Consider the following 25,713-nt stretch of genomic DNA (forward strand, 5'->3'; position numbering starts at 1 on the left):
CCGAAGGCTGCGATCTTTTGCTGTTTTTATAGTTAGCGAGCTATCGGAATGTTCAAGGCGTCCGGGCGCAGCTAGACTGTCGGGCTGCCGACTTGCCTACCTGGATGCCTGATGAACTTCCGTACCATTCTGATTCTCGGTGCCTTGACCGCCTTCGGGCCCTTGGCGATCGATTTCTATTTACCCGCCTTTCCGTCGATGGCGCTGGCGTTCGGCACCGACGAGAAACACGTGCAGATGACGCTGGCGGCTTATTTCGCCGGGTTGTCGATTGGCCAATTGGCTTATGGCCCGGTGGCGGATCGTTTCGGCCGGCGGGTGCCGCTGCTGATCGGCCTGGCGTTGTTCACCCTGGCCTCGCTGGCCTGTGCTTACGCACCGAACCTGGAATGGCTGATTGGCGCACGTTTCGTCCAGGCGTTGGGCGGTTGCGCAGGGATGGTGATTTCCCGGGCAGTGGTCAGCGATAAATGCGACGCGGTGGGTTCGGCGAAAGTCTTCTCGCAGCTGATGCTGGTGATGGGCCTGGCGCCGATTCTGGCGCCGATGCTCGGCGGTCTGCTGGTCAACACCACAGGCTGGCAGTCGATCTTTTTGGTGCTGACCGGGTTCAGCGCAATGGCCGGCCTCGCGGTTGCACTTGGTTTGCCGGAAAGTATGCCGGCGCATATGCCGCGCCAGCCGCTGTCAGGGGCACTGCGTCAGTATGGTCGTCTGTTGAAAGACCCGATCTACCTCGGCCATGCCCTGACGGGCGGGATCGCAATCGCCGGGATGTTCGCCTATATCGCCGGCTCCCCGTTCATCTTCATCAAACTGTACGGCGTGCCGGCCGAGCATTTTGGCTGGTTGTTCGGAACCAACGCGGCGGGGTTCATTCTGGTAGCGCAGGTCAACGCGCGGCTGTTGGCCAAGCGCGGCCCGGCCTTCCTGCTGGCGCGAGCGGTCTGGGTCTATCTGGGCGCCGGATTGACGCTGCTCGCGGTAAGCAGCCTGCACACCGAGGCACTGTGGCCTTTGCTGATTCCGCTGTTCATCTGTGTCGCCAGCCTCGGCTGCATCAGTCCCAATGCGGCGGCTTGTGCGATGAATGGCCAACGCGAGCGCGCCGGCAGCGCGTCAGCGTTGCTCGGTTGCATGCAATTCAGCGTTGCCGCCGCTGCTTCGGCATTGGTGGGGATCTTGCACGATGGCACCGCCGTACCGATGGCCATGGTCATCAGCCTGTGCGGTGTGCTGGTCGTGAGCGTCGCTGTGCTGACTCGACGCCTGCAAAATGCCCGAGCGCTGGCGCAAGCTCAGGCCGAGGCCTGAAAAACCTCAGCCGGCAGCGCGCTGCTGATTGAGCTCGGGAATCTGGTGGGGCGCGCAAAGTCGCGCTTCAAGGGTGCGGGTGAAGGCCAATGCTTCGGCTTCACTGCGGAATGTCACGGCGTGTTGGTCGAGGCGAACCTGCCATTGAGACTTTGCCACTTCTTTTATCAGGATCTTCATTGCTGACCTCCCATGTGTAAAAGACGCATCGCAGAGGTTTCGATTGTAGTCCTGAATACGGTCGCAATTGTGACAAGGATCAGCCATCTGACTGACGGCAAAAAGCCCCCGCAGCCCCTGCGATCCCCTGCAGAAGCTGTCGGAGGCTGCGGTCGTTTGATCTTAGAAACTTTCTAAAACAATTTTCCCCTTGGCTTTGCCACTTTCCAGCAACTCATGCGCCCGACGCAGATTGGCCGCATTGATCACACCGAAATGCTCACCCACCGTGGTCTTCAACGTCCCCGCATCAATCAGCTCAGCGACACGGTTAAGCAAATTGTGTTGCTCAATCATGTCCGCCGTCTCGAAGAGGGAGCGGGTGTACATGAACTCCCAGTGCAGCGACAGGCTCTTGCGCTTGAGTTTGGTCACGTCCAGCGACTTCGGATCGTCGATCAGCGCCAGTTTGCCTTGGGGCGCCAGCGCTTCAACCAGTTGATCAAGATGCTGGTCAGTCTGAGTCAGGCTGGCGACGTGGGTCACGTGGTCGACCCCGGCGCGCTTGAGTTCTTCGCTCAGCGGTTGGCTATGGTCGATCACCAGATCCGCGCCCAGCTCGCTGACCCAGTCACGGGTCTGCTCGCGGGACGCGGTGCCGATCACCTTGAGACCGGTCAACTGCTTGGCCAGTTGCGTGAGAATTGAACCGACACCGCCGGCAGCACCGACGATCAGCAGGCTCTGGCCTTCAGCTGTATTGCCTTCACGGATTTGCAGGCGTTCGAAGAGCAGTTCCCACGCGGTGATTGCGGTCAGTGGCAGCGCGGCGGCTTCGGCGAAACCCAGGGTTTTCGGCATATGGCCGACGATGCGCTCGTCGACCACGTGCAACTCGCTGTTGCCACCGGCACGGGCGATGGAGCCCGCGTAGAAAACTTTATCGCCCGCCTTGAACAGCGTCACTTCGCTGCCGACAGCCTTGACTACACCGGCGACGTCCCAGCCCAGCACTTTCGCTGCGCCACTTTCCGGCGCTACGTTCTGCCGCACCTTGGTGTCGACCGGGTTGACCGAGATGGCTTTGACTTCCACCAGCAGGTCGCGCGGGCCGGCGACCGGTTCCGGCAGTTCGATGTCTTGCAGGGAATTTGCGTCGCTGATCGGCAGGGAAGCGTAATAGGCAATGGCTTTCATGGTTGGCTCCGTACAGGTAATAGAAGAAGTGCTCAGGCGATGGCGCCCAGGCGTTTCAATTCAAAGTGTTCGATGCAGTGCCCGGCAGTGGCCTGGAAGTTCTGAAAATGGGCGCTGGCGTTATGCGTTTGCAGAATCGCTTCGCTGGCCCAGTGTTCAATCACGTAGAACACCCGCGGGTCTGCTAGGTCGCGATGCAAGTCGTACTGACTGCAACCGTCCTCGACGCGGCTGGGTGCAACCAGCGCGTGCAATGCGTGTTCGAGAATGTGCTGTTGGCCGGGTTTGGCGATCAGGGTGGCAATGGCGGTGAATGGCTGGGACATGTTCGGCTCCACAGAATCGGGATGAATTCGATGGGAGAGATGATTGGCTATTTCTCTGCCGGATAAAACCGGCTAAAACAGCAGTCTCTTTCAATATTTTTTTGATAATCGAGGCTGAGAATGCTGCGTTTCGATGACTTGCAGTTGTTTGTCCGCGCGGCCGATCTGGGCAGCCTGTCGGCGGCGGCGCGGGTGATGGACATGTCCGCGGCGGTGGCCAGTGCGGCGTTGAAACGCATCGAACAGCAACTCGGCGCGCGCTTGCTGGCCCGTTCGACACGCAGCCTGCGCCTGACTGCCGAGGGCGAGGGCTTCCTCGAATATGCGCGGGCGGCGCTGAGCAATCTCGATGAAGGCCGACGCCTGCTGGCCAGCGGGCAGGATCAGGTCAGCGGGATCCTGCAACTGTCCGCGCCCTCGGATTTCGGACGCAATCTGTTACTGCCGTGGCTCGACGAGTTTCAGCGCGAGCATCCAAAGTTGACCGTGCGGCTGTTACTCGGTGATCGCATCGCCGACCTGTTTCGCCAACCGGTGGACATTGCTCTGCGCTACGGCGAGCCGGAGGACTCCAGTCTGGTCGCCTTGCCCATCGCTCCACAGAACCGGCGCGTGTTGTGCGCATCCCCGGCGTACCTGGCCAGGCACGGCGAACCGCAGCAACTCGAACAACTGGCTCAGCACAATTGCCTGCTGTACATGCTCGGCAGCCGGGTTCACGACCACTGGAGTTTTCACGATGGCAAGCGCGAGGTCGGTCTGACCGTCAGCGGCGACCGTTTCAGCGATGACGCCGACGTGGTGCGTCTGTGGGCTGTGGCGGGGGCCGGGATTGCCTACAAGTCGTGGCTCGACGTCGGCGCCGATGTGCTTGCCGGGCGCCTCAAAGTGCTGCTGCCAGAGCTGCTTTGTGAGCGCGCCCCGCTGAATTTGTTGTGCGCCCATCGCGCACAATTGAGTAAGCCGGTGAACCTTTTAAGGGAAATGCTCGCCAGTCGATGCGCTGAATTGAGTAGTCAATTTCCCGTTTTCTCCAGAGTTGGTCATTAGTCGCAGGTAAAAAGAGAAATTTCTCTCAGCAACAATCACCACCTGTGCAGGCACCGGCGCAGGACGCGGCGACTAACGCGCTTATACTAGCGGCCGCCTCATGCCCGCACTGACACTCGGGCCCGGAGACCTTTGCGCCGAGTCGCCAGGGTTTGATTGACGGGTGTGCAACTGCTGCGATCCAGTGCCGGAGCAGATTGCGTCAGTGGCCTGTCCGGCCCCGGTACATGGCGTATTTCGCGTCTTGGCCGACGACTCATTACTGGTCAAGATGTCTGCGAGCAGTAGACGATACGATTCAACAGGGAGTGAATATATGGAACATGCACCTTGCATCAGCCAGATCGCCACGTTGCTGGCTGACCCCAAGCGCAGCGCGATGATGTGGGCATTGATGGATGGCTCGGCCCGGCAAACCGAGGAGTTGGCGCTGCTGGCGGGGTTGTCGCCGTCCTCTGCCAGTGCTCACCTGGCGCGGTTGTCCACTGGCGGCCTGTTGAAAGTCGAAGTCCGTGGCCGCAAACGGTTTTTCCGTCTCTCGGCTCCCGAGGTCGGGGCTGCCATCGAGGCGTTGGCCAGCGCCACCATTGCCAGCGCGCCGCGCGATATTCCCGAAGTGTTCAAACGAACCGCGCCGATGGCCAGGCCACAGGCAGCCCCTTCGTCGCTGTTGCGTGCGCGTTTCTGTGATGACCACCTGGGCGGCACGCTGGCGGCCGATCTGTACCAGCGACTGCTCGATGCCGGCTGGATCGAACAGGTCGAGCAGCGAGTCGTGGTGACGCTCAAGGGCTCGACGCAACTGGCCAAGCGTGGAGTGTTCATCCAGGCCCTGGCCCACCGCAACGTGCAAGTGGCGTGCGCCTGTCCGGACTGGAGCGAACGACGGCCGCACATGGGCGGCACCCTCGGCGCGGCGTTGCTGCAGCTGTTCATGCAGTCCGGCTGGTTGACCTTGCCGCATGATTCCCGTGCGTTGCAACTGACGGCTACCGGGCAACGCGAAATCCATCGTTTTGCCAAGGAGACCGAGCTGGAAGCAGCGTTGTAGAGCACTTGTCCTGCACTGTCACGTCGCCCACGACTGCGAACAGGTCGCATCCAGCACGAGTCTCGATTCGCTATCGCGCACACTCGATCCGGGGACTTTTCGGATGGGGAGGGGCGGCATGCAAACCAAAGGCTTCAGTGCAGCAGAACGGCTGGAACGACTGCCGATCAGTGGTTATCACCGGATCATTTTCATCATCATTGCCTTGGCCTTTTTCTTCGATTCGATGGATCTGGCGATGATGACCTTCTTGCTTGGCTCGATTAGGGCCGAGTTTGGCCTGAGCAGTGCCCAGGCCGGGCTGCTCGCCAGTTCGAGTTTTTTCGGCATGGTGCTGGGGGCATCACTGTCGGGCATGCTCGCCGACCGTTTCGGGCGCAAACCGGTGTTTCAGTGGAGCATCGTGCTTTGGGGCGTAGCCAGCTATCTGTGCTCGACGGCGCAGACGGTCGAGACACTGAGGTTGTTTCGCATCCTGTTGGGGATCGGCATGGGCATGGAGTTCCCGATTGCGCAGTCGATGCTCTCCGAGCTGATTCCGGCCCAGCGCCGTGGCCGCTATATCGCGTTGATGGACGGCTTCTGGCCGCTGGGTTTTGTTGCGGCTGGGGTGCTCTCGTATTGCCTGTTGCCGTTGATTGGCTGGCGCGACATCTTTTTGGTGTTGGCGGTGCCGGCGGTGTTTGTCCTGGCGATCCGCTTTTTCATTCCCGAGTCTCCGCGCTGGCTGGAGCAGGCCGGGCGAGACGAGGCAGCGGACAAGGTGTTGAACGGTATCGAAGCGCGGGTGCGCGCGTCGCTCGGTGGCGCGGCGCTGCCGGAACCGATTCGCTTGCCGCGTACGGTCACGCCACCCGGCAACTTCCTGTCGGCGCTCAAGCAGATCTGGTCGCCGCAATACCGCCAGCGCACGACGATGATCTGGAGTCTGTGGTTCTTTGCGTTGCTCGGCTTCTATGGGCTGACGTCGTGGTTGAGTGCCTTGCTGCAACAGTCGGGTTTTGCCGTGACGCAGTCGGTGTATTACACGGTATTGATTTCGCTGGGCGGGATTCCCGGATTCCTGATGGCGGCCTGGCTTGTGGAGCGCTGGGGGCGTAAGCCGGTGTGCATCGTCACGTTGCTGGGCGGCGGGGTGATGGCGTTTCTGTATGGGCAGAGCGCGGTGTTTGGCGGCAACGTGGCGTTGCTGATCGGCACCGGGCTGATGATGCAGTTTTTCCTGTTCGGCATGTGGGCGGTGCTTTACACCTACACGCCAGAGTTGTACCCGACTTCGGCACGGGCGACCGGCTCGGGGTTTGCCTCGGCGATTGGCCGCGTGGGTTCGTTACTCGGGCCATTGGTGACCGGGCTGGTGTTCCCGATTACCGGGCAGGGCGGGGTGTTTGCGCTGGGGGCGCTGTGCTTTGCGATTGCGGCGGCGGTGGTGTGGCTGTTCGGGATGGAGACGCGGGGCAAAACCCTGGAAGAGCTGACTGAACGCCAAATCCCAGGCTAAACAAAAAACCCACTGTGGGAGCGAGCCTGCTCGCGAAAGCGGAGTGTCATTAAACGAAAATGTTAACTGACACTCCCTCTTCGCGAGCAGGCTCGCTCCCACATGGGTACTTCGGTGTTGCTTATGGTTTTACCAGGCGTGCATCGAGGCTGTTTTGCGCCAGGCGCTTGGCCTGATCCTGGGTCATGCCCAAGTGCTCGTACAGTGCATGGAAGTTCTCGGTGACATAACCGCCAAAGTACGCCGGGTCATCGGAGTTCACCGTGACCTTCACGCCGCGCTCGAGCATGTCGAGAATATTGTGCTGCGACATGTGATCGAACACGCAGAGCTTGGTGTTCGACAGCGGGCACACGGTCAGCGGGATCTGCTCGTCGATGATCCGCTGCATCAAACGCTCGTCTTCAATGGCGCGTACGCCATGGTCGATACGCTGGATTTTCAGCAGGTCGATGGCTTCCCAGATGTACTCCGGCGGGCCTTCTTCGCCAGCGTGGGCAACGGTCAGGAAGCCTTCGTGACGGGCACGATCAAACACGCGCTGGAACTTGCTCGGCGGATGGCCCATCTCGGAACTGTCGAGGCCGACAGCCACAAACGCGTCACGGAACGGCAGCGCCTGATCAAGGGTTTTCTCGGCTTCTGCTTCGCTCAGGTGGCGCAGGAAGCTGAGGATCAAACCGCTGGTGATGCCCAGTTGCTGCTCGCCATCCTTCAATGCCGCCGCGATGCCGTTGAGCACCACTTCGAACGGGATGCCCCGGTCGGTGTGGGTCTGCGGGTCGAAGAACGGTTCGGTGTGAATCACGTTCTGTGCCTTGCAGCGCAGCAGGTAGGCCCAGGTCAGGTCGTAGAAATCCTGCGAGGTGCGCAGCACGTCGGCGCCCTGGTAATACAGGTCGAGGAATTCCTGCAGGTTGTTGAAAGCGTAAGCCTTGCGCAGGGTTTCTACGTCGTTCCACGGCAGGGCGATCTTGTTGCGTTCGGCCAGGGCGAACAGCAGCTCGGGCTCCAGCGAGCCTTCCAGATGCAGGTGCAGTTCAGCCTTGGGCAAGGCGTTGAGCCAGTCGTACATATTCTTTTCTCATCAGGTGCAATGACGGCATTCTACAGATGCTCGCCGAAACAATTGGCAAAACCTGACCAAGCGATCCATCAGACCGCTTGTTGCTCGCGCCGGTAGGCGTAGGTATCGGCGAAGCGCGACAGCAGGAATTCGGCGCAGGTGGTTGTCGGATATTTCGCCGGATGCTGTGCGTCCTGACATCCGGGCAGGCACTCGATGCGGGTGTCCGGGTGTGGCTCGGCGAAGAACGGCATCGAATAGCGATCCACCCCCAGCGGGCTGATCACCCGATGCGGTGTCGAGCGATAACGGTCGTTGCTCCAGCGCGCCATCATGTCGCCGAGGTTGACCACGAACGTGCCGTCGATGGGCGGCGCGTCGATCCATTCGCCACGCACATTCTTGACCTGCAAACCGCCGGCGCTGTCCTGGTAGAGCAGGGTGATGCAGCCGTAGTCGGTGTGCGCGCCGGCGCCTTGCTGCTCGGCGGAACTGGCGGTGTGGCGCGGTGGGTAATGGATCATGCGCAGCACGCTGACGGGGTCGTTGAAACGTGTGTCGAAGAAGTCGCGCTCGATGTTCAGGGCAATGGTCATCGCCCGTAGCAGGGTTTGCGCGAGGGCCTGCATGTCGAGGTAATGCTGTTCCATCAGAGTTTCCCAGCCCGCTTGCGCCGGATGCCGGTTAGGCCCGCGCAAGGGTTTTTCCGCCATCACCTCGGGGTGCCTGGCCGGCAGGTGCAGGCCCATGTCGAAGGTTTCTTTCAGGTCGCTGGGTTTGCTCGGGTCGAGTTGCTCAGTAGCGATGGCGCCATAGCCGCGATGGTGGCGGGTCTGGGTGATGTCGATCTTGAGTTTTTCTGCTGCGGGCAGCGCGAAGAAACGATGGGTCTGATCGAGCACGGCGTCGATGCGTTGCGCCGAGATCGGATGGCCCTTGATGTAGAAGAAGCCCCATTCGCGGCAGGCAAGGTCGATCTGCGCGGCGACGGCGGGCCAGGCGTTTTCATCGTCGGAGTAGAGCGGGCTGATGTCGATGATCGGAAGCTGATCCATACGCAATCCTTAAAAAGTACATCGCTCCTGTAGGAGCCGAGCTTGCTCGCGAATACGTCGTATCAGTCGATGCATTTTTCGCCTGATACAGCGCTTTCGCGAGCAAGCTCAGCTCCTGCAAGGGTTTTGTGTGGTTAGCGAAAATTACTTCGGCATCTCGGCCTTCATGCCTTCCACGTAATAGTTCATCGACGCCAGTTCCGCCGTGGTCGCACTCACGCCCGCGGGGATTTTTTCGACCCCGGCCTGATCCTTGATCGGCCCGGTGAACGGTTGGAACGTGCCGCTCTTGATGTCGGCAATGATCTGCTCGGCCTCGGCTTTCACCGGCGCTGGTACCAGGTCGCTGATCGGCAACTCAACTGTGCCTTCCTTCAGCCCGCCCCAGTAGTCCTGGGATTTCCACGTGTGATCGATCACGCTCTGCGTCGCTTGAATATAGTGCGGCGCCCAGTCATTGACGATGGAGGTCAGCACTGCTTTCGGCCCGAAGTGCGCCATGTCCGAGGCGTAACCCACAGCGTAAACACCTCGGCGTTCGGCGGCTTGAATCGGCGCCGGGCTGTCGGTGTGCTGGAACACCACGTCGACGCCCTGATCGATCAATGCGTTGGCGGCGTCGGCCTCTTTGCCCGGGTCGAACCAGGAGTTGACCCACACCACTTTGATCTCGGTGCCAGGGTTGTACTTGTTCAGGGCCAGTTGAATGGCGTTGATGTCGCGGATCACTTCCGGGATCGGAAATGAGGCGACGTAGCCGATCTTCTTGGTCTTGGTCATCTTCGCCGCGAGGAACCCGCCGACGTAACGGCCCTCGTAGGTGCGCGCCAGATAGGTGCCGAGGTTTTTGTCCTGCTTGTAGCCGGTGGCGTGTTCGAAGGTCACCTTGGGAAACTGCTTGGCGACTTTCAGCGTCGGGTTCATGTAGCCGAATGAGGTGGTGAAGATCAGGTCGTACTTGTCCTTGGCCATGTTGCGGATCACCCGCTCGGCGTCGGCACCTTCGGCGACGTTTTCCACGTAGTTAGTGGTGATCTGACTGCCGAATTTTTCCGCGAGAGCCTTGCGCCCCTGTTCATGCTGATACGTCCAGCCGTGGTCACCGATCGGGCCGATGTAGACGAAACCGACTTTAAGCGGGTCGGCAGCGCTGGCGCTCAGACTGATCCCCAGGCCGATGGCGGCGCACAGCAGTTTGTGCAGCGGACGTATTTGCATGAATTGGAGCTCCGTTTTGTTGTGTGTGGTCGGGGTCAATGCAAATTGCTGACCAACAGGACAACAAACCTTGTGAGGGCCTTCGCGGGCAAGCCTTGCTCCTACAGTTCGCGCAGTTTGTAGGAGCAAGGCTTGCCCGCGAAGGGGCGGTTAAGGCCAATAAAAGTGCATGCCTGAAAACAGCTGCTATCGGTTGGTGCGCTAAGGTGTAACGAAACGTTAGCGCCGCCCCGCAGTCAGTAGCTCATTCGCACTCTTCGGCAAAAAGGCCCGCCATGCTCACGATCCTCAAGCAAGAAAGCTTTCTGCTGCTGGCAGTCATTGCTGCTTGCGTCGCTTATCCCCTCGAACACTGGTTGCTGCACAGTGGCCAGATCGTCGCGCTGATCGGCGGTCTGGTACTGATTGCCTTCATCGTCGCCGCCTCGATGCGCGTCGCCCATCACGCCGAATTGCTTGCAGAAAAAGTCGGCGATCCTTACGGCACGATGATCCTGACCCTCGCCGCCGTGCTGGTGGAAGTGGTGATTCTGGCGATCATGATGAGCAACGAAGCCTCGCCCACACTGGTGCGCGACACGATCTATTCCGCAGTGATGCTCGACATCAACGGCATCCTCGGCCTCGCCGCGCTGATGGGCGGGATCAAGCACGGTGAGCAGTCCTACAACGACGATTCTGCGCGCAGTTACAGCGTGATGATCCTCACCGCCATGGGCGTGTCGATGGTGGTGCCGGAGTTTATTCCCGAGGCCAACTGGAAGATTTATTCAGCGTTCACCATCGGCGCGATGGTGGTGCTTTACGCGCTGTTTCTGCGCATGCAGGTCGGCCCGCACAGTTATTTTTTCAGCTACAGCTACCCGGATAAACGTCGCAAGAAAGCGCCGGTCGAACAGGAACCGAAACCGCTCAGCCTGGGCTTGTCGATCGGCATTCTGGTGTTTGGCGTGGTGGTGATCGGCGCATTGGCCGAAGTCATGTCGAAAACGCTGGATCTGGGCCTGGAGGGCACAGGCGCACCGCCCGTGATCACGGCGATTCTGGTGGCGGCTATTTCCGCTGCGCCGGAGATTTTGACTGCTTTGCGCGCAGCATTGGCCAACCGCATGCAGTCGGTGGTGAACATTGCGATGGGCGCGTCACTGTCGACGGTGATCCTGACCGTGCCGGTGATGGAAGCGATGGCGCTGTATACTGGCCAGCCGTTTCAAATGGCGATGACGCCAGTGCAGACAGTGATGATTTTTCTGACGCTGATCGTCAGCGCGATCAACCTCAATGACGGCGAAACCAATGCCATCGAAGGCATGACGCACTTTGTGCTGTTTGCGACCTTCATCATGCTGTCCCTGCTGGGCCTTTGAGGCTGACAGAAATCAATGTGGGAGCGAGCCTGCTCGCGAAAGCGGTGCGTCATTCAACAAAAAATGTTGCCTGACACTCCCTCTTCGCGAGCAGGCTCGCTCCCACAGTTTTGAACGGCGGTGGATCAGGTACCGGCGATCAGTTGGCGCGCTGCCTGGCTGTGATCGGCGATCAGGCCTTTGAGGTCAAGGCCTTCGACCTGGCCGTCAACCACGCGCCACTTGCCACCGATCATCACCCGATCCGCACGGTCCGCACCGCACAACAGCAGCGCTGAAATCGGATCATGGCTGCCGGAGAAACGCAGCTCATCAAGCTTGAACAACGCCAGATCGGCCTGCTTGCCCACGGCAATCTCACCAATGTCGGTACGGCCCAACAAGCTCGCCGAACCCTTGGTCGCCCAGCCCAACACGCGCTCCGGGGTGATTTTCTCGGCGCCGTAACGCAGACGCTGGATGTACAGCGCCTGACGCGCCTCCAGAATCATGTTCGACGCATCGTTGGATGCCGAACCATCCACGCCCAGACCAAACAGTGCACCCGCATCCGTCAGATCAATACTCGGGCAGATGCCGGAAGCGAGGCGCATGTTCGAACTCGGGCAATGACAAATACCGGTGCCGGCCTGGCCGAGGCGGGCGATTTCGTCCGGGTTGAAATGGATGCCGTGAGCCAGCCAGGTGCGCGGGCCGAGCCAGCCGACGCTGTCGAGATAATCGACGGTGCGCAGGCCGAAACGCTGCAGGCAGAAATCTTCTTCGTCGAGGGTTTCGGCCAAATGGGTGTGCAGACGCACATCGAGTTTGTTCGCCAGCTCGGCACTGGCGGACATGATTTCCGGGGTCACCGAGAACGGCGAGCACGGCGCTAGCGCGATCTGGATTTGTGCGCCATCGCCACGCTCGTGGTACTCGTGAATCAGGCGCTGACTGTCGTCGAGAATCACCTGACCCTCCTGCACGGTTTGCTGCGGCGGCAGGCCACCGTCCTTCTCGCCGAGACTCATCGAGCCACGGGTGAGCATGGCGCGCATGCCCAATTCGCGGACGGTTTCGACTTGCACGTCGATAGCGTTTTCCAGACCGTCCGGGAACAGGTAGTGATGGTCGGCAGCGGTGGTGCAGCCCGACAGCAGCAATTCAGCCAGAGCGACTTTGGTGGCGAGCGCGAGTTTCTCCGGCGTCAGGCGTGCCCACACCGGGTACAGGGTTTTCAGCCACGGAAACAACGGCTGATTGACCACCGGCGCCCAGGCGCGGGTGAGGGTTTGATAGAAGTGATGGTGAGTGTTGATCAGGCCCGGCAGGATCACATGCTCGCGGGCATCGAGCACTTCATTGCACGGCAACGACGGTTGCTGACCGGCCGCGAGGACTTCGACGATGGCACCGTCTTGCACGACAAGACCGCCACGGGCATCGAGCTCGTTGGACGTAAAAATGGCGAGGGGATTTTTTAACCAGGTACGGGTCGCGGGCATTTTGCCGGCTCCTCTGAAAATTGGGTTCAGGGTTGCCAGCTCAGTGATGCCCTGTCTGCTGATCCAGGGTCGCCGCGGGGACGAGGTGCGCAGTTTCAAACAAATTGCCGTGTCGGGCAAGCCCAACCCGACCAGACACCGCGATCCCCTTGTAGGAGTGAGCCTGCTCGCGATAGCGGTGTGTCAGTCGAATGATTTGTATCTGACAAACCGCTATCGCGAGCAGGCTCACTCCTACAGGGGATTTGTGCGTTTACTAGGGAATGGTTTCGCCCTTGTAGTTGATGAAGTGATGGCCGCCCTTGCCGGTATACGCATTCACCTGATCGACCAGCCCGCGGGTGCTGGTTTCCACATCCAGGTCAGCGCCTTCACCGCCCATGTCCGTCTTCACCCAACCCGGATGCAGCGACAACACCGTCATCTTCTGCTCGCCCAATTGCGTGATAAAGCTGTTGGTCATCGAGTTCAGCGCAGCTTTGCTCGCCTTGTACAGCGCCAACTCCGGCGCGTCCGGTACGGTCACGCTGCCCAGCCCGGAACTCATGAACGCCAGCACGCCGCTGCCGTCACGAATCTGCCCGACAAAACGTTGCGCCAGATTGATCGGTGCTACCGCGTTGGTGAAAAACAGCTGACCGACTTCCGCCAGTGTCGCGCCGCCCGGGGTCTGATCTGCCGGGCCTTTGACCCCTGCGTTGACGAACAACAGGTCGAAGGTTTCGCCCTTGAGCTGCTGGCTCAGGGCGATCACCGCTTGCTGGTCATCCATGTCGAGCTTCTCGATCCGCACTTTGCCCAGCGCTTGCAGCACCTCGGCGTTTTGCGGATTGCGCACGGTAGCAGTGACTTGCCAGCCGTCGGCCAGCAGGGTTTTCACCAGACCGAGGCCCAGGCCCCGGGAGGCGCCGATGATCAGTGCGTGTTTTGCAGACATGATGGGCTTCCTTGATAAATGAGGATCATGGATTCAATGGACAGGCCTGGCCGAGCCGAAGTTGCAACTCCTGCCGCAGCGCGTCGAGTTCGCTCATGCGCGTTTCGATCAGTTGCAGTTTGTCGCGCAGCAACTGGGCCACGGCCCTGTCGGGATCGGGTGCATTCCACAGCGCGGCGACGCTGTTGCCGATCTCTCCGAGGGTAAACCCCAGGCGTTGGGCGGTCTTGATGTAGAGCACCAGTTGCACCATCTCCGGTGGATAGTCGCGATAACCGTTGGCGCTGCGTTGCGCCGCGATCAGTCCGCGCTGTTCATAGAAGCGCAGGGTGTCGCGGCTGACGGCACTGGCCTGGGCTAATTCACCGATGCGCATGGTTGATCTCAAAACAGCTGTTGACCCTGGAGCATACTCCAGGCTTTACCGTGGTTGCTCCTCAAATTTATGGAGCAAGGACGATGTGGACTTCAACGCAGTATCGCAACGTGGTGCGCGGCAGTGCCTGGTATGACTTGATCGTTACGGCGGCGTTTGCCACGCCATGGAGTTTTGCCGCGTTGCACGGGTTTTTGACTGCGCTGAGCCAGACGCTGAGTCTGCCCGGCGAATTGCCGGCGTTCGAGCCTGTGCATATGTTGATGGCGCACCTGTTGGGTTCGGTGGTGTGCGTGTGGGCGGTGCTGCGGATTCGTGATCCGCAGGCGCTTTATGGACGCTATGACGCGGTAGCGCGGTTTTTGTTTGCGGCTTGGCAGGCGTATGCCCTGGCCCATGGCGCCAGTTTGATATTGCTGGTTTTCCTCGTGTTCGAACTGGCATGGGGCATTGCTCAGGTGTTGCCTGTGAGTAAGTCTTCGCGAGCAGGCTCGCTCCCACAAGAGATGGGTGTCACCCCACATTCCTGAGCCAGGCGCGGACAAATGTGGGAGCGAGCCTGCTCGCGAAGAGGCCCGCGCAAACAACAATTAATGCCCTGCCTGCCAAGGCTGCCCCAGTGACACCGGCGCATACAACCGCGTACGCAGCGCATCGCGCGACAACAACACCAACACCACAATCGTCGCCACGTACGGCAGCATCGCCAGCAAACTCGACGGAATCGCCAGCCCCAACCCCTGCGCCACCAGATGCAGGATGCTGGCGAGGCCAAACAGATAAGCACCCAACAACAACCGCCATACTCGCCAACTGGCAAACACCACCAGCGCCAACGCGATCCAGCCGCGCCCGGCGGTCATGTTTTCGGCCCACATCGGCGTGTACGCCAGTGACAGATAGGCACCGGCCAGCCCAGCCATTGCCCCGCCAAAAAGCACGGCCAGCGTCCGCACAGCCAACACCGGCAACCCCATCGCACTGGCCGCATCCGGATTCTCGCCCACTGCTTGAATGATCAGCCCGACGCGACTTTTGATGATCACCCACGCCACCAGCGCAAACAGCGCAAACGACAGGTACACCAGCAGATCCTGGGCAAACAGCATCCGCCCGATCAACGGGATTTTGCTCAGATACGGGATCGCCAATGGCTCAAAACCCGCCAGCGGTTTACCGACCCAGGCGGCGCCGACAAACGTCGAAAGCCCGACCCCAAAAATCGTCAGGGCCAACCCGGTCGCCACCTGATTGGCATTGAACACCAGCGCCACCAACGCAAACAGTGACGACAGGAGCATCCCGGCCAGCATTGCCAACAGCACGCCTAGCCAGAGGTTGCCGCTGTTCAGGGCGACGATGAAACCGATCACTGCACCGAACAGCATCATCCCTTCCTGGCCGAGGTTGAGCACGCCGCTCTTTTCGCAGATCAGTTCACCCAGCGCCACCAGCAACAGCGGCGTGCCGCAACGCACCATGGCGTAGAAAATATTGCTCAACAGATCGATATCCATCACAGCGCTCCGGCGGTTACGGCGGTGGTTGATGTGCGCCGCGTCCAGCGCAATTTCAGGCGAGGCCGATAAAGGATCAGCACGTCACAGGCCAGCAGGAAAAACAGCATCATTCCCTGGAATAACTGGGTGATCGCCTGCGGCAGATTCAGGGTCATTTGTGCACTCTCGCCACCGATGTACAGCAACGCCATCAATAGGCTGGAGAACAGAATCCCGAGCGGATTCAGCCGCCCTAGAAACGCCACGGTGATCGCCGCATAGCCGTAACCCGGTGACACCTGCGGCACCAATTGGCCGATCGGCCCGGTGACTTCGCAGACACCCGCGAGCCCCGCCAGACCGCCGCTGATCAACAGCGCCAGCCAGATCAACCGCTTCTCGCGGAAACCGACAAACCCCGCCGCGCGCTGGTCCAGCCCGAGCACTTTGATCTGGAAACCGACGAAGCTTTTCTGCAACAGCACCCACACCGCGACCAGTGCGAGCAGGGCGAAATACACCCCGGCGTGCACACGACCATCCTCCATCAGCAGTGGCAGGCGACTGGCATCGCCGAACATCGCCGACTCCGGAAAGTTGTAGCCGGCCGGGTCTTTCAATGGCCCATGCACGCAGAACAACAGCAGGTTCAGCGCGATGTAATTGAGCATGATGCTGGTGAGGATTTCATTGGCGTTGAAACGCGTGCGCAGCCATGCCGTCAGCCCGGCCCACGCGGCCCCGGCGAAGGTGCCAGTGAATAGAATCAGCACCAGCGCCCAACGGCTTTGCATGTCGATGATGTTCACCGCCAGGGCGCTGCCGGCGAGTGCACCGAGGAGCAATTGTCCTTCCGCGCCAATGTTCCAGATGCGCGCCTGATAGGCCACCGCCAAGCCCAATGCGCAGAGCAGAATCGGCAGCGCTTTGACCAGCAGTTCGGAGACACCATACAAGTCGCTGACCGGTGCGATCAGCAAGGTGTGCAAGGTTTGCAGCGGATCATGGCCGAGGGCGATAAACAGCAGCGAACCGCAACCCAGCGTCAGCGCCGCGGCCAACAGCGGCGAGCACCAAAGCATCAGGCGCGATTGTTGGCCACGGGGTTCGAGGGAAAGCAGCATGTGGAAAACTCCGTTAAACCGTGGCGTGTGTTTGAGGGGCGTCGAACTGTCCAGCCATCCAGCTGCCGACGTCGCTGAGCTGGGTGTCGGTGGTGTTTTGCAGCGCCGACAGACGCCCACCGCACAACGCACCGAGGCGGTCGCTGATCTGGAACAGTTCGTCGAGGTCTTCGGAAATCACCAGGATCGCCGCGCCAGCATCGCGCAGCGCAATCAAGGCGCGGTGGATGGTCGCGGCGGCGCCGACGTCTACACCCCAGGTCGGGTGTGCGGCGATCAGCAGTTTCGGCTGCTGGAGGATTTCGCGGCCAAGAATGAATTTCTGCAGATTGCCGCCGGACAGGCTGCGCGCGGCGGTTTGCGTGTCCGGGGTTTTTACCCCGAAACGCTGAATGATCTGTTGGGCGAAAGCTTCGACTTTGCCGCGTTCGATCAAACCGTGGCTGACCAGGCCTTGTTGGAAAGCGGTGAGCAGAGCGTTATCCGCCAGACTCAACTCCGGCACCGCGCCATGACCGAGACGCTCGGCGGGCACGAACGCCAGACCCTGTTTGCGCCGCGCATCCGGGCGCAAATCGGCGACGCCGAAATCACCGAAGCGAATCGTTTTCGCCTCCGCGCGGGGCAGTGTTTGCTCACCGCTGAGCAGGGCGAGCAATTCATCCTGACCATTGCCGGCGACCCCGGCGATACCGACAATTTCACCGCTGCGTACATCCACGTCGATGTCAGTCAGCGAGCAGCCAAACGGATCCGGGTTGTGCCAGCTCAATCCCTCGACCTGTAAAAACGCCGCGCCACCGCTGGCCTTCGCATAGTCGCCGATCAGCGCCGCGGCTTCGCCCACCATCAACTGTGCCAATTGCTGATCCGAGCATTCGGCCGGCAAACAATGCCCGGCTACTTTTCCGCCGCGCAAAACCGTGGCGCTGTGGCACAGCGCACGCACTTCACCCAGCTTGTGGCTGATAAAAAGAATGCTGCAGCCTTCGGCGGCGAGGCGGCGGAGGGTGACAAACAATTCGTCAGCCTCCAGCGGCGTCAGCACCGAAGTCGGTTCATCGAGGATCAACAGGCGGATGTCCTGCATCAGGCAGCGAATGATCTCTACCCGTTGCCGCTCGCCGATCGACAGGCTGTGGACAAGTCGCTCCGGCTCCAGCGCCATGCCGTAGCGGCGCGACACTTCGCGAATCTTTGGCTCCAGTTGTTTCGGCGTACCGGCGGCCGCACCCATCGCCAAGGCGATGTTCTGCGCCACGCTGAGGGTTTCGAACAGCGAGAAATGCTGAAACACCATGCCGATGCCCAACTGTCGCGCCTGCGCCGGGTTGCGGATGTTGACCCGCTGCCCTTGCCAACATATTTCCCCGGCATCGGCCTGAGTGACGCCGTAGATAATCTTCATCAACGTACTTTTGCCCGCACCGTTCTCTCCGAGCAGGGCGTGGATTTCACCGGGCGCGATACTCAGGTCGATGGCGTCGTTGGCCAGACAACCGGGATAACGTTTGCTGATCTGGCGCAGTTGCAGGCGCGGGAGGGGAGGGGCGATTAGCATGACAGGCTCGACTTGCTTGAAGTTGTGCCTGTGGATAAAGCAATTTCCTGGCCATTGAGTCAGGAACCTCAGCCGCCGCTGCATCCCGGCCATTGGCCCAGAGCGTTGAGGGCGAAATCATGCTGACTCACAGCACCAATTCAGAGCAAAGCCGTTGATCGGGCTCCAGTTTTGCCCGTCGGTAACTGATCAAAAAACGAGCAAATCCTCGCGACCTAGGCAGCACATGCGGCTGCGCGGGTCATGAACGGGTTATCCACAGGTTGCTCCACAGTTATTGTGCGCAAGCGACAAACCCGGGCATAAGCACTGCAATGCTTTCTTCTAATGGTGATAAACACTGTTAACTGATTGTTTTTAAGCGGAATTTACATTTCGTCGGGCGAATTGAACGAAAAGTGAACAAACCTCGCAAAGCCACGTGACAGAAGGGTTACAGCGTTATGTGCTCAGGTTATCCACAGTCGGGTGCACAGCAGATGTGGGCAACTCGATGGAATAAGCGAAATGGGTGATGCCCTAAAAGATCGCAGCCTTCGGCAGCTCCTACAGGGAGAACTCCGATAACGGGATCTGATGACGAACTGCGCCACGCTGCGATGTTTTGACCTTGCTTCACCGCTGCAACAAAATCCGCCCCCGACTCAAATCAGCAAGTTGCGTTTGCAAGACATCGATCTGCGCTTCCCCCACAGCTAACTTCAACTCAACTCCGTTTGCCGTGAAGTCTTCCTCGACAACCAGGCCACCCAAATCCGCCACCCGCAACTTCACCAGCGCCAACTCGGCAAACCCGCAAGCACAACTCAACGGCACCCGACTGATCAACTCAACCTTCGCCGCCGTCTGCAAACACTTGTTCGCACCACCGCCATACGCACGGGCCAAACCGCCAGTCCCAAGTTGAATCCCGCCGTACCAACGAATTACCAGCACCGCGACCTGATCGCAATCCTGCGCTTCAATCGCCGCCAGAATTGGCCGCCCAGCCGTGCCGCCGGGCTCGCCGTCATCATTGCTGCGATATTGATCGCCAAGCTTCCACGCCCAGCAATTGTGCGAGGCATTCAAATCGCTGTGCTGGTCGAAAAACGCTTGCGCATCCGCAGGGCTGCCGATCGGCGTGGCGAAGGTGATAAAGCGGCTTTTGCGAATCTCTTCGCGGTACTCGCAAAAACCGCTGAGGGTGAAAGGCATAGACGTCTTAAATAGAAGGAGTGAGGCCGCAGCCTTTGAGAATGATGCGGATCAGGTTGTTGCCGGCGTCTTCCATGTCCTGTTTGGTCAACTTGCTGCGACCGCTGACGCGACAGATTTGCGTGGCGAAGTCGGCGTAGTGCTGAGTACTGCCCCACAACAGGAAGATCAAATGCACCGGATCGACCGCATCCATTTTGCCTGCATCGATCCAGGCCTGAAACACCGCCGCGCGGCCGGTGAACCAGGCGCGGTAATCCTGATTGAAATACTCGGTCAGGCATTCGCCGCCGCTGATTACTTCCATCGCAAAGATTCGTGAAGCTTGCGGCTGGCGGCGCGAGAACTCCATTTTCGCGCGGATGTAGCGAGTCAGCGCTTCGGCGGGATCGTCCTCGGCGGTGAGGGTGTTGAAGGTGCTGTCCCACAACTCGATGATGTTGCTCAGTACCGCTACGTACAACCCCAACTTGTTGGTGAAGTAGTAATGCAGGTTCGCCTTGGGCAACCCGGCATTCTGGGCGATGGTGTTCATGCTGGTGCCTTTGTACCCGTGACGGGCGAACTCGTCTTCGGCGGCTTTGAGGATGGTCTCTTCGTTCTTCTGACGAATGCGGCTGGCGGGTTTGCCGCCGTGGGCTGGGACTTCAAAGGTCATAGGCACTTCCGGGCTTGTCTGTGGGTGCAACCAATTGCGTTGATAGCGCACCCACCGTCATCCGACAAGTCCCGATACGATAAATCGTTACGCCTGTTCGATCTTGTTCAGCGGCGCATGCGCTTCGCTGGTTGCGGTTTTTGCTTCCGGCAACAGCAAGCAGAGGATGATTGCCGTCAGCCCGCCGCTGGTAATCGCCGAGTCGAACAGGTTCTGTACCAGTTTCGGCAGCAAGTGCAGCAGGCTCGGTTGCGCGGCGATACCCAGACCGACGCCGAACGAAGTCGCGATGATCAACATGCTGCGGCGGTCCAGTGGCGATTGCGCGAGGATCCGCACGCCCGCTGCGGCGACAGCGCCGAACATCACCAGCGTGGCGCCACCGAGCACCGGTTTCGGGATCTGCTGCAGCACCGCACCGATCATGGGGAACAGGCCGAGACAAAACAGGATCGCGCCGATGTATAAGCCGACATAGCGGCTGGCGACGCCGGTCAACTGGATGACGCCGTTGTTTTGCGCAAACGTTGTGTTGGGGAAGGCGCTGAATGTGGCGGCGATCATGCAGCTCACGCCATCGCCCAATACACCGCCACGCAAGCGGCTTATATAAGAAGGGCCGCTGATCGGCTGGCGAGCGAGCATGCAATTGGCGGTGAGGTCGCCGACGGTTTCGATGGTGCTGATCAGATAAATCAGCGCGACCGGCAGGAAAGCCGTCCAGTCGAAGCTGAATCCAAACTTGAATGGCGTAGGAAAACTCACCAGCGGCAAGTCAGGTAATGGCTGAGGCACCAGTTTCCCACTGAACCATGCCGCCAGACTGCCGAGCACCAGGCCGATGATGATTGCCGACAAACGCACCCACGGAGTGTTCGAGCGGTTGAGCAGAATGATCGTCAGCAACACAAACACGCCCAGCGCCAGATTACCCGGTGCTCCGAAGTCCGGCGCATTGAAGCCACCGCCCAGATCTGTGATGCCGACCTTGATCAGGCTGATGCCGATCAAGGTAATGACAATGCCGGTCACCAGCGGTGTAACGACTCTGCGCAACTGCCCGATGAAACGGCTGAGTACGATCTGCACGATCGCGCCGAAAAAGCACACGCCGAAAATCATCGCCAAGATGTCCTCCGGACTGCCGCCGCGTTGCTTGACCAGAAACCCTGCCGACAACACTGCCCCGAGAAAGGCAAAACTGGTGCCCTGCAAGCAGATCATTCCCGCGCCAATTCCGAACGGCCGCCGCGCCTGAATAAAGGTGCCGACGCCGGACACCATCAGGGCCATGCTGATCAGGTAGGGTAAATGTGCGGTCAGCCCAAGCGCCGAACCAATCACCAGCGGCGGGGTGATGATGCCGACGAAACTGGCGAGCACGTGTTGCAACGCCGCGAGTGTCGCGGCGAGCGGTTTCGGGCGGTCGTTGAGGCCGTAGATCAGGTCGCTGGACGGTTCAGAATCTGGCTGCATGGATTTGGGCTTCTTGTTGAAGGATCGGGGTTGATCCTGCTTTGCAAAAAGCTGTCCAGTTGCTCAACTTTATCGGCGGATTCCCCGCAAATGTAGGCCATGCCGGAGGCTGCGATCTTTTGATCCTGCTTTCAACGCGTCGCCGCCAGACTTTCCAAAAAGCTTTCCAGCACCAAATGAGGGCGCCGCCCTTTGCGCGTGACCGATGCCAGACTCAAGTCGTAGAAACGTGTTTGGGATTTCAGCGCACGCAGCCGACCCTGCTGCACCCAAAGGCAGGCGTAGTGATCCGGCAGGTAACCGATATAGCGCCCGGTCAGAATCAAAAACGCCATGCCCTCACGGTCGGAAGCGCTGGCCGTGCAATTGAGCGCCTGGTAATGCGCCTGAATATCCGCCGGCAACCGAAACGTCGGCGCAATCGCGTCCTGACTGTTAAGGCGCTCGTCATCGAGTTGCTTGTCATCGACGTAAAACAGCGGATGTCCGACTGCGCAATACAGCAGCGAACGTTCGCTGTACAACGGCTGATATTCCAAACCCGACAACGCACTGGCCTGCGGCACCACGCCAACATGCAGACGCCCGTCGAGTACGCCTTGCTCGACTTCATTCGGCGCAATCATGCGGATCTGAATCTGCACATCCGGCCCGCGCTCCTTTAACTGCGCGAGGGCGTGGGTGATACGCATGTGGGGGAGGGTGACGAGGTTGTCGGTCAGCCCAATGATCAGCTCGCCGCGTAAATGTTGATGCAGGCCGTTGACCTCGGTGCGGAAACTTTCCAACGCACTTAATAGTTGCAGCGCCGATTGATAGACCTCGCGGCCTTCTTCGGTCAGCGAAAACCCGGCGCGCCCACGCTGGCACAGACGCAAACCGAGGCGTTGCTCCAGATCGCTCATCTGCTGGCTGATCGCCGAGCGACCGATGCCGAGCACCGTTTCCGCCGCCGAGAAACCTCCGCATTCCACCACGCTGCGAAAAATCCGTAGCAAGCGAATATCAAAATCACTGACCTGGGCCAATGGATCGGGGCGGCGGCTGCTCATCTTATTGTTCTCATTGTTTAGCCAAGTTCTAACTGAAGGTTAGAAGAGTTGAATTTCACCGACTTTATCGCCGTGGCAATTTAGCTGCAACAACGCTTTCTATCTCCCTGACGCTTATGCCCTGCGAGGTTTTGCCCGATGAATATGCCTGAAAACGCTCAGTCGCCACTGGCCAGCCAACTCAAGCTGGACGCGCACTGGATGCCGTACACCGCCAACCGTAACTTCCAGCGCGATCCGCGTTTGATCGTTGGCGCCGAAGGCAGCTGGCTGATCGATGACAAGGGCCGCAAGGTGTACGACTCGCTGTCGGGTCTGTGGACTTGCGGCGCCGGGCACACTCGCAAGGAAATTCAGGAAGCGGTCTCGAAACAACTGGGCACCCTCGATTACTCGCCGGGCTTCCAGTATGGCCACCCGCTGTCGTTCCAGTTGGCCGAGAAAATCACCGAGCTGACCCCGGGCAACCTGAACCACGTGTTCTTCACCGACTCCGGTTCCGAGTGTGCTGATACCGCGGTGAAAATGGTCCGTGCCTACTGGCGCCTGAAAGGCCAGGCGACCAAAACCAAAATGATCGGCCGTGCCCGTGGCTACCACGGCGTAAACATCGCCGGCACCAGCCTCGGCGGCGTCAACGGCAACCGCAAGCTGTTCGGGCAGTCGATGATGGATGTCGATCACCTGCCGCACACTCTGCTGGCGAGCAATGCCTTCTCCCGCGGCATGCCGGAGCAGGGCGGTATCGCTTTGGCCGATGAGCTGCTGAAGCTGATCGAACTGCACGACGCATCGAACATCGCCGCCGTCTTCGTTGAACCTATGGCCGGTTCCGCTGGCGTACTGGTGCCACCACAGGGTTACCTGAAACGTCTGCGCGAGATCTGCGATCAGCACAGCATCCTGCTGGTGTTCGACGAAGTGATTACCGGTTTCGGCCGTACCGGCAACATGTTTGGTGCTGACACCTTTGGCGTCACCCCGGACCTGATGTGCATCGCCAAGCAAGTCACAAACGGTGCGATCCCGATGGGCGCAGTGATTGCGAGCTCCGAGATCTACCAGACCTTCATGAATCAGCCGACGCCGGAATACGCCGTGGAATTCCCGCACGGTTACACCTACTCGGCGCACCCGGTGGCTTGCGCCGCTGGCCTGGCGGCACTCGACCTGCTGCAAAAGGAAAACCTGGTGCAGAGCGTTGCGGAAGTCGCGCCGCATTTCGAAAACGCGCTGCATGGCCTGAAAGGCTCGAAGCACGTCATCGATATCCGTAACTTCGGCCTGGCCGGTGCGATCCAGATTGCCGGCCGTGACGGCGACGCCATCGTGCGTCCGTTCGAAGCAGGCATGGCCCTGTGGAAAGCCGGGTTCTACGTACGCTTCGGCGGCGACACCCTGCAGTTCGGCCCAACCTTCAACAGCAAGCCGCAAGACCTCGATCGCCTGTTCGACGCGGTCGGCGAAGTGCTGAACAAGCTCGACTGATTTTTCCTTCTATATATACCTAAAAAAACGGGCACTCCTCAACGGGCGCCCGCTGAACAAAAATTCAGGAGTTTTCGATGAGCGTTATTCCGCATTTGATCAATGGCGAACTGGTGACCGAGAACGGTCGCGCGGTTGATGTGTTTAACCCGTCCACCGGTCAGGCTATCCACAAGCTGCCATTGGCCACCCGCGAAACCATCCAGAAAGCCATCGACGCCGCCAAAGCTGCGTTCCCGGCCTGGCGCAATACGCCACCGGCCAAACGTGCCCAGGTGATGTTCCGCTTCAAGCAACTGCTCGAGCAGAACGAAGCGCGCATCTCGCAACTGATCAGCGAAGAACACGGCAAGACCCTTGAAGACGCCGCCGGTGAACTGAAACGCGGTATCGAGAACGTCGAGTTCGCCTGCGCTGCCCCGGAAATCCTCAAGGGTGAGTACAGCCGCAACGTCGGCCCGAACATCGACGCATGGTCGGACTTCCAGCCGCTGGGCATCGTTGCCGGTATCACCCCGTTCAACTTCCCGGCCATGGTGCCGCTGTGGATGTACCCGCTGGCGATCGTCTGCGGCAACTGCTTCATCCTCAAACCGTCCGAGCGTGATCCGAGCTCCACACTGCTGATCGCTCAGTTGTTGCTGGAAGCCGGTCTGCCGAAAGGCGTAATGAGCGTGGTGCACGGTGACAAGACTGCGGTAGACGCGCTGATCGAAGCGCCGGAAGTCAAAGCACTGAGCTTCGTTGGTTCGACGCCGATTGCTGAGTACATTTACGCCGAAGGCACCAAGCGCGGCAAACGCGTTCAGGCGCTGGGCGGCGCGAAGAACCACGCGGTGCTGATGCCGGATGCCGATCTGGATAACGCAGTCAGCGCACTGATGGGCGCTGCGTACGGTTCGTGCGGCGAGCGTTGCATGGCGATCTCGGTTGCCGTGTGTGTTGGCGATCAAGTTGCGGATGCGTTGGTGGCGAAACTGGTTCCACAGATCCAGGCGTTGAAGATCGGTGCCGGTACTTCGTGCGGTCTGGACATGGGGCCGCTGGTGACCGGTCAGGCGCGTGACAAGGTCAGTGGGTATGTCGATGACGGCGTGGCGGCGGGCGCGACCCTGGTGGTCGACGGTCGTGGTTTCAGCGTCGCCGGTCATGAAGAAGGTTTCTTCCTCGGCGGTTGCCTGTTCGACAACGTCACTCCAGAGATGCGCATCTATAAAGAAGAGATCTTCGGGCCGGTACTGTGCATTGTTCGCGTCAACAGCCTGGAAGAGGCAATGCAACTGATCAACGATCACGAATACGGCAACGGTACCTGCATCTTCACCCGTGACGGTGAAGCGGCGCGTCTGTTCTGCGACGAGATCGAAGTCGGCATGGTGGGCGTCAACGTGCCGTTGCCGGTACCCGTGGCTTATCACAGCTTCGGCGGCTGGAAGCGTTCGCTGTTCGGCGACCTGCATGCCTACGGCCCGGATGGTGTGCGTTTCTACACTCGTCGCAAGGCAATCACTCAGCGTTGGCCGCAGCGTGCGAGCCATGAAGCGTCACAGTTCGCTT

The 25,713-nt window shown here is 59.9% G+C and carries 24 protein-coding genes (1 of these 24 running past the window's edge); 8 read left to right on the top strand and 16 right to left on the bottom strand.

Annotation, left to right across the window (positions count from 1 at the left end; translation table 11 throughout):
* Positions 1–111 precede the first annotated feature (111 nt).
* A complete protein-coding gene (locus tag JFT91_RS09485; RefSeq protein WP_201230530.1) occupies positions 112–1,314 on the top strand; it encodes a multidrug effflux MFS transporter in 1,203 nt (400 codons plus the stop codon).
* Positions 1,315–1,320: 6 nt separating this feature from the next.
* On the opposite strand, the gene JFT91_RS09490 is transcribed toward JFT91_RS09485, so the two are convergent.
* The 3 genes from JFT91_RS09490 to JFT91_RS09500 form a co-directional block, all read right to left on the bottom strand.
* Positions 1,321–1,494: a hypothetical protein gene (locus JFT91_RS09490; RefSeq protein WP_201146633.1), complete on the bottom strand. Its 174-nt coding sequence runs from the start codon at positions 1,492–1,494 to the stop codon at positions 1,321–1,323.
* Between the two features lie 162 nt (positions 1,495–1,656).
* Entirely contained in the window at positions 1,657–2,670 is a 1,014-nt protein-coding gene (locus JFT91_RS09495) for a zinc-binding alcohol dehydrogenase family protein (RefSeq protein ID WP_201232209.1), read from the bottom strand.
* Positions 2,671–2,702: 32 nt separating this feature from the next.
* Positions 2,703–2,996 (bottom strand): putative quinol monooxygenase, encoded by a 294-nt coding sequence (locus tag JFT91_RS09500; RefSeq protein WP_201232210.1) that lies wholly within the window; start codon positions 2,994–2,996, stop codon positions 2,703–2,705.
* A 120-nt stretch (positions 2,997–3,116) separates the two neighbouring features.
* On the opposite strand from JFT91_RS09500, the gene vimR reads away from it, so the two are divergent.
* The 3 genes from vimR to JFT91_RS09515 all read left to right on the top strand — a co-directional run bounded on the left by vimR (position 3,117) and on the right by JFT91_RS09515 (position 6,598).
* A complete protein-coding gene (gene vimR, locus JFT91_RS09505; protein ID WP_201230534.1) occupies positions 3,117–4,046 on the top strand; it encodes a transcription regulator VimR in 930 nt (309 codons plus the stop codon).
* Between the two features lie 316 nt (positions 4,047–4,362).
* A complete protein-coding gene (locus JFT91_RS09510; protein WP_201230536.1) occupies positions 4,363–5,097 on the top strand; it encodes an ArsR/SmtB family transcription factor in 735 nt (244 codons plus the stop codon).
* Between the two features lie 118 nt (positions 5,098–5,215).
* Positions 5,216–6,598, top strand: a complete 1,383-nt coding sequence (locus JFT91_RS09515) for an MFS transporter (protein ID WP_201232211.1) — start codon at positions 5,216–5,218, stop codon at positions 6,596–6,598.
* 121 nt (positions 6,599–6,719) lie between these two features.
* Here the strand turns inward: JFT91_RS09515 and JFT91_RS09520 are convergent, their stop codons facing one another.
* The 3 genes from JFT91_RS09520 to JFT91_RS09530 all read right to left on the bottom strand — a co-directional run bounded on the left by JFT91_RS09520 (position 6,720) and on the right by JFT91_RS09530 (position 9,937).
* A complete protein-coding gene (locus JFT91_RS09520; protein ID WP_201232212.1) occupies positions 6,720–7,673 on the bottom strand; it encodes an adenosine deaminase in 954 nt (317 codons plus the stop codon).
* 80 nt (positions 7,674–7,753) lie between these two features.
* Entirely contained in the window at positions 7,754–8,719 is a 966-nt protein-coding gene (locus tag JFT91_RS09525; protein ID WP_201232213.1) for a 2-oxoglutarate and iron-dependent oxygenase domain-containing protein, read from the bottom strand.
* Positions 8,720–8,863: 144 nt separating this feature from the next.
* The gene (locus JFT91_RS09530) at positions 8,864–9,937 is read right to left on the bottom strand and encodes a BMP family ABC transporter substrate-binding protein (protein WP_201230544.1); all 1,074 of its coding nucleotides are present in this window, start codon (positions 9,935–9,937) and stop codon (positions 8,864–8,866) included.
* Between the two features lie 275 nt (positions 9,938–10,212).
* Between JFT91_RS09530 and JFT91_RS09535 the strand changes: the two genes are divergently transcribed.
* The gene (locus JFT91_RS09535; protein ID WP_201146630.1) at positions 10,213–11,304 is read left to right on the top strand and encodes a calcium:cation antiporter; all 1,092 of its coding nucleotides are present in this window, start codon (positions 10,213–10,215) and stop codon (positions 11,302–11,304) included.
* Between the two features lie 125 nt (positions 11,305–11,429).
* On the opposite strand, the gene JFT91_RS09540 is transcribed toward JFT91_RS09535, so the two are convergent.
* From JFT91_RS09540 to JFT91_RS09550, 3 genes are all read right to left on the bottom strand, one after another.
* Positions 11,430–12,788, bottom strand: a complete 1,359-nt coding sequence (locus JFT91_RS09540) for an 8-oxoguanine deaminase (protein ID WP_201232214.1) — start codon at positions 12,786–12,788, stop codon at positions 11,430–11,432.
* 256 nt (positions 12,789–13,044) lie between these two features.
* Positions 13,045–13,728 carry an SDR family oxidoreductase gene (locus tag JFT91_RS09545; RefSeq protein ID WP_201232257.1) on the bottom strand — a complete coding sequence of 228 codons (684 nt, stop codon included), beginning with the start codon at positions 13,726–13,728 and terminating at the stop codon, positions 13,045–13,047.
* A gap of 22 nt (positions 13,729–13,750) precedes the next feature.
* Entirely contained in the window at positions 13,751–14,101 is a 351-nt protein-coding gene (locus tag JFT91_RS09550) for a MerR family transcriptional regulator (protein ID WP_201146629.1), read from the bottom strand.
* 83 nt (positions 14,102–14,184) lie between these two features.
* Between JFT91_RS09550 and JFT91_RS09555 the strand changes: the two genes are divergently transcribed.
* Complete coding sequence (locus JFT91_RS09555; protein WP_201232215.1) at positions 14,185–14,631, top strand: hypothetical protein; 447 nt, start codon at positions 14,185–14,187, stop codon at positions 14,629–14,631.
* Between the two features lie 60 nt (positions 14,632–14,691).
* Here JFT91_RS09555 and JFT91_RS09560 read toward each other — a convergent pair whose 3' ends face one another.
* From JFT91_RS09560 to JFT91_RS09590, 7 genes are all read right to left on the bottom strand, one after another.
* Complete coding sequence (locus JFT91_RS09560; protein WP_201232216.1) at positions 14,692–15,618, bottom strand: ABC transporter permease; 927 nt, start codon at positions 15,616–15,618, stop codon at positions 14,692–14,694.
* Entirely contained in the window at positions 15,618–16,724 is a 1,107-nt protein-coding gene (locus JFT91_RS09565) for an ABC transporter permease (protein WP_201232217.1), read from the bottom strand. The genes JFT91_RS09560 and JFT91_RS09565 overlap by 1 nt, the downstream gene beginning before the upstream one ends.
* A gap of 13 nt (positions 16,725–16,737) precedes the next feature.
* Positions 16,738–18,285 (bottom strand): ABC transporter ATP-binding protein, encoded by a 1,548-nt coding sequence (locus JFT91_RS09570; RefSeq protein ID WP_201232218.1) that lies wholly within the window; start codon positions 18,283–18,285, stop codon positions 16,738–16,740.
* Between the two features lie 615 nt (positions 18,286–18,900).
* The gene (locus tag JFT91_RS09575; protein WP_201230553.1) at positions 18,901–19,482 is read right to left on the bottom strand and encodes an IMPACT family protein; all 582 of its coding nucleotides are present in this window, start codon (positions 19,480–19,482) and stop codon (positions 18,901–18,903) included.
* A gap of 7 nt (positions 19,483–19,489) precedes the next feature.
* Positions 19,490–20,140 carry a TetR/AcrR family transcriptional regulator gene (locus tag JFT91_RS09580; RefSeq protein ID WP_201230555.1) on the bottom strand — a complete coding sequence of 217 codons (651 nt, stop codon included), beginning with the start codon at positions 20,138–20,140 and terminating at the stop codon, positions 19,490–19,492.
* An 87-nt stretch (positions 20,141–20,227) separates the two neighbouring features.
* Entirely contained in the window at positions 20,228–21,616 is a 1,389-nt protein-coding gene (locus tag JFT91_RS09585; protein ID WP_201230557.1) for a uracil-xanthine permease family protein, read from the bottom strand.
* A 131-nt stretch (positions 21,617–21,747) separates the two neighbouring features.
* On the bottom strand, positions 21,748–22,668 hold the full coding sequence (locus JFT91_RS09590) for a LysR family transcriptional regulator (protein WP_201232219.1): 921 nt from the start codon (positions 22,666–22,668) through the stop codon (positions 21,748–21,750).
* A 138-nt stretch (positions 22,669–22,806) separates the two neighbouring features.
* Here JFT91_RS09590 and aptA point away from each other — a divergent pair, with 138 nt between their 5' ends.
* Together aptA and JFT91_RS09600 are read left to right on the top strand one after the other, a co-directional pair.
* Positions 22,807–24,156: an omega-aminotransferase AptA gene (aptA, locus tag JFT91_RS09595; protein ID WP_201230559.1), complete on the top strand. Its 1,350-nt coding sequence runs from the start codon at positions 22,807–22,809 to the stop codon at positions 24,154–24,156.
* Between the two features lie 77 nt (positions 24,157–24,233).
* Positions 24,234–25,713, top strand: partial view of a CoA-acylating methylmalonate-semialdehyde dehydrogenase gene (locus JFT91_RS09600; RefSeq protein ID WP_053116963.1) — the 5' portion only. Its footprint extends 14 nt past the window's final position; only the first 1,480 of its 1,494 coding nucleotides appear in the window; the start codon lies at positions 24,234–24,236; its stop codon lies beyond the right edge, outside the window.

The organism is Pseudomonas sp. TH08, from assembly GCF_016651275.1.
Classification (GTDB): Bacteria; Pseudomonadota; Gammaproteobacteria; order Pseudomonadales; family Pseudomonadaceae; genus Aquipseudomonas.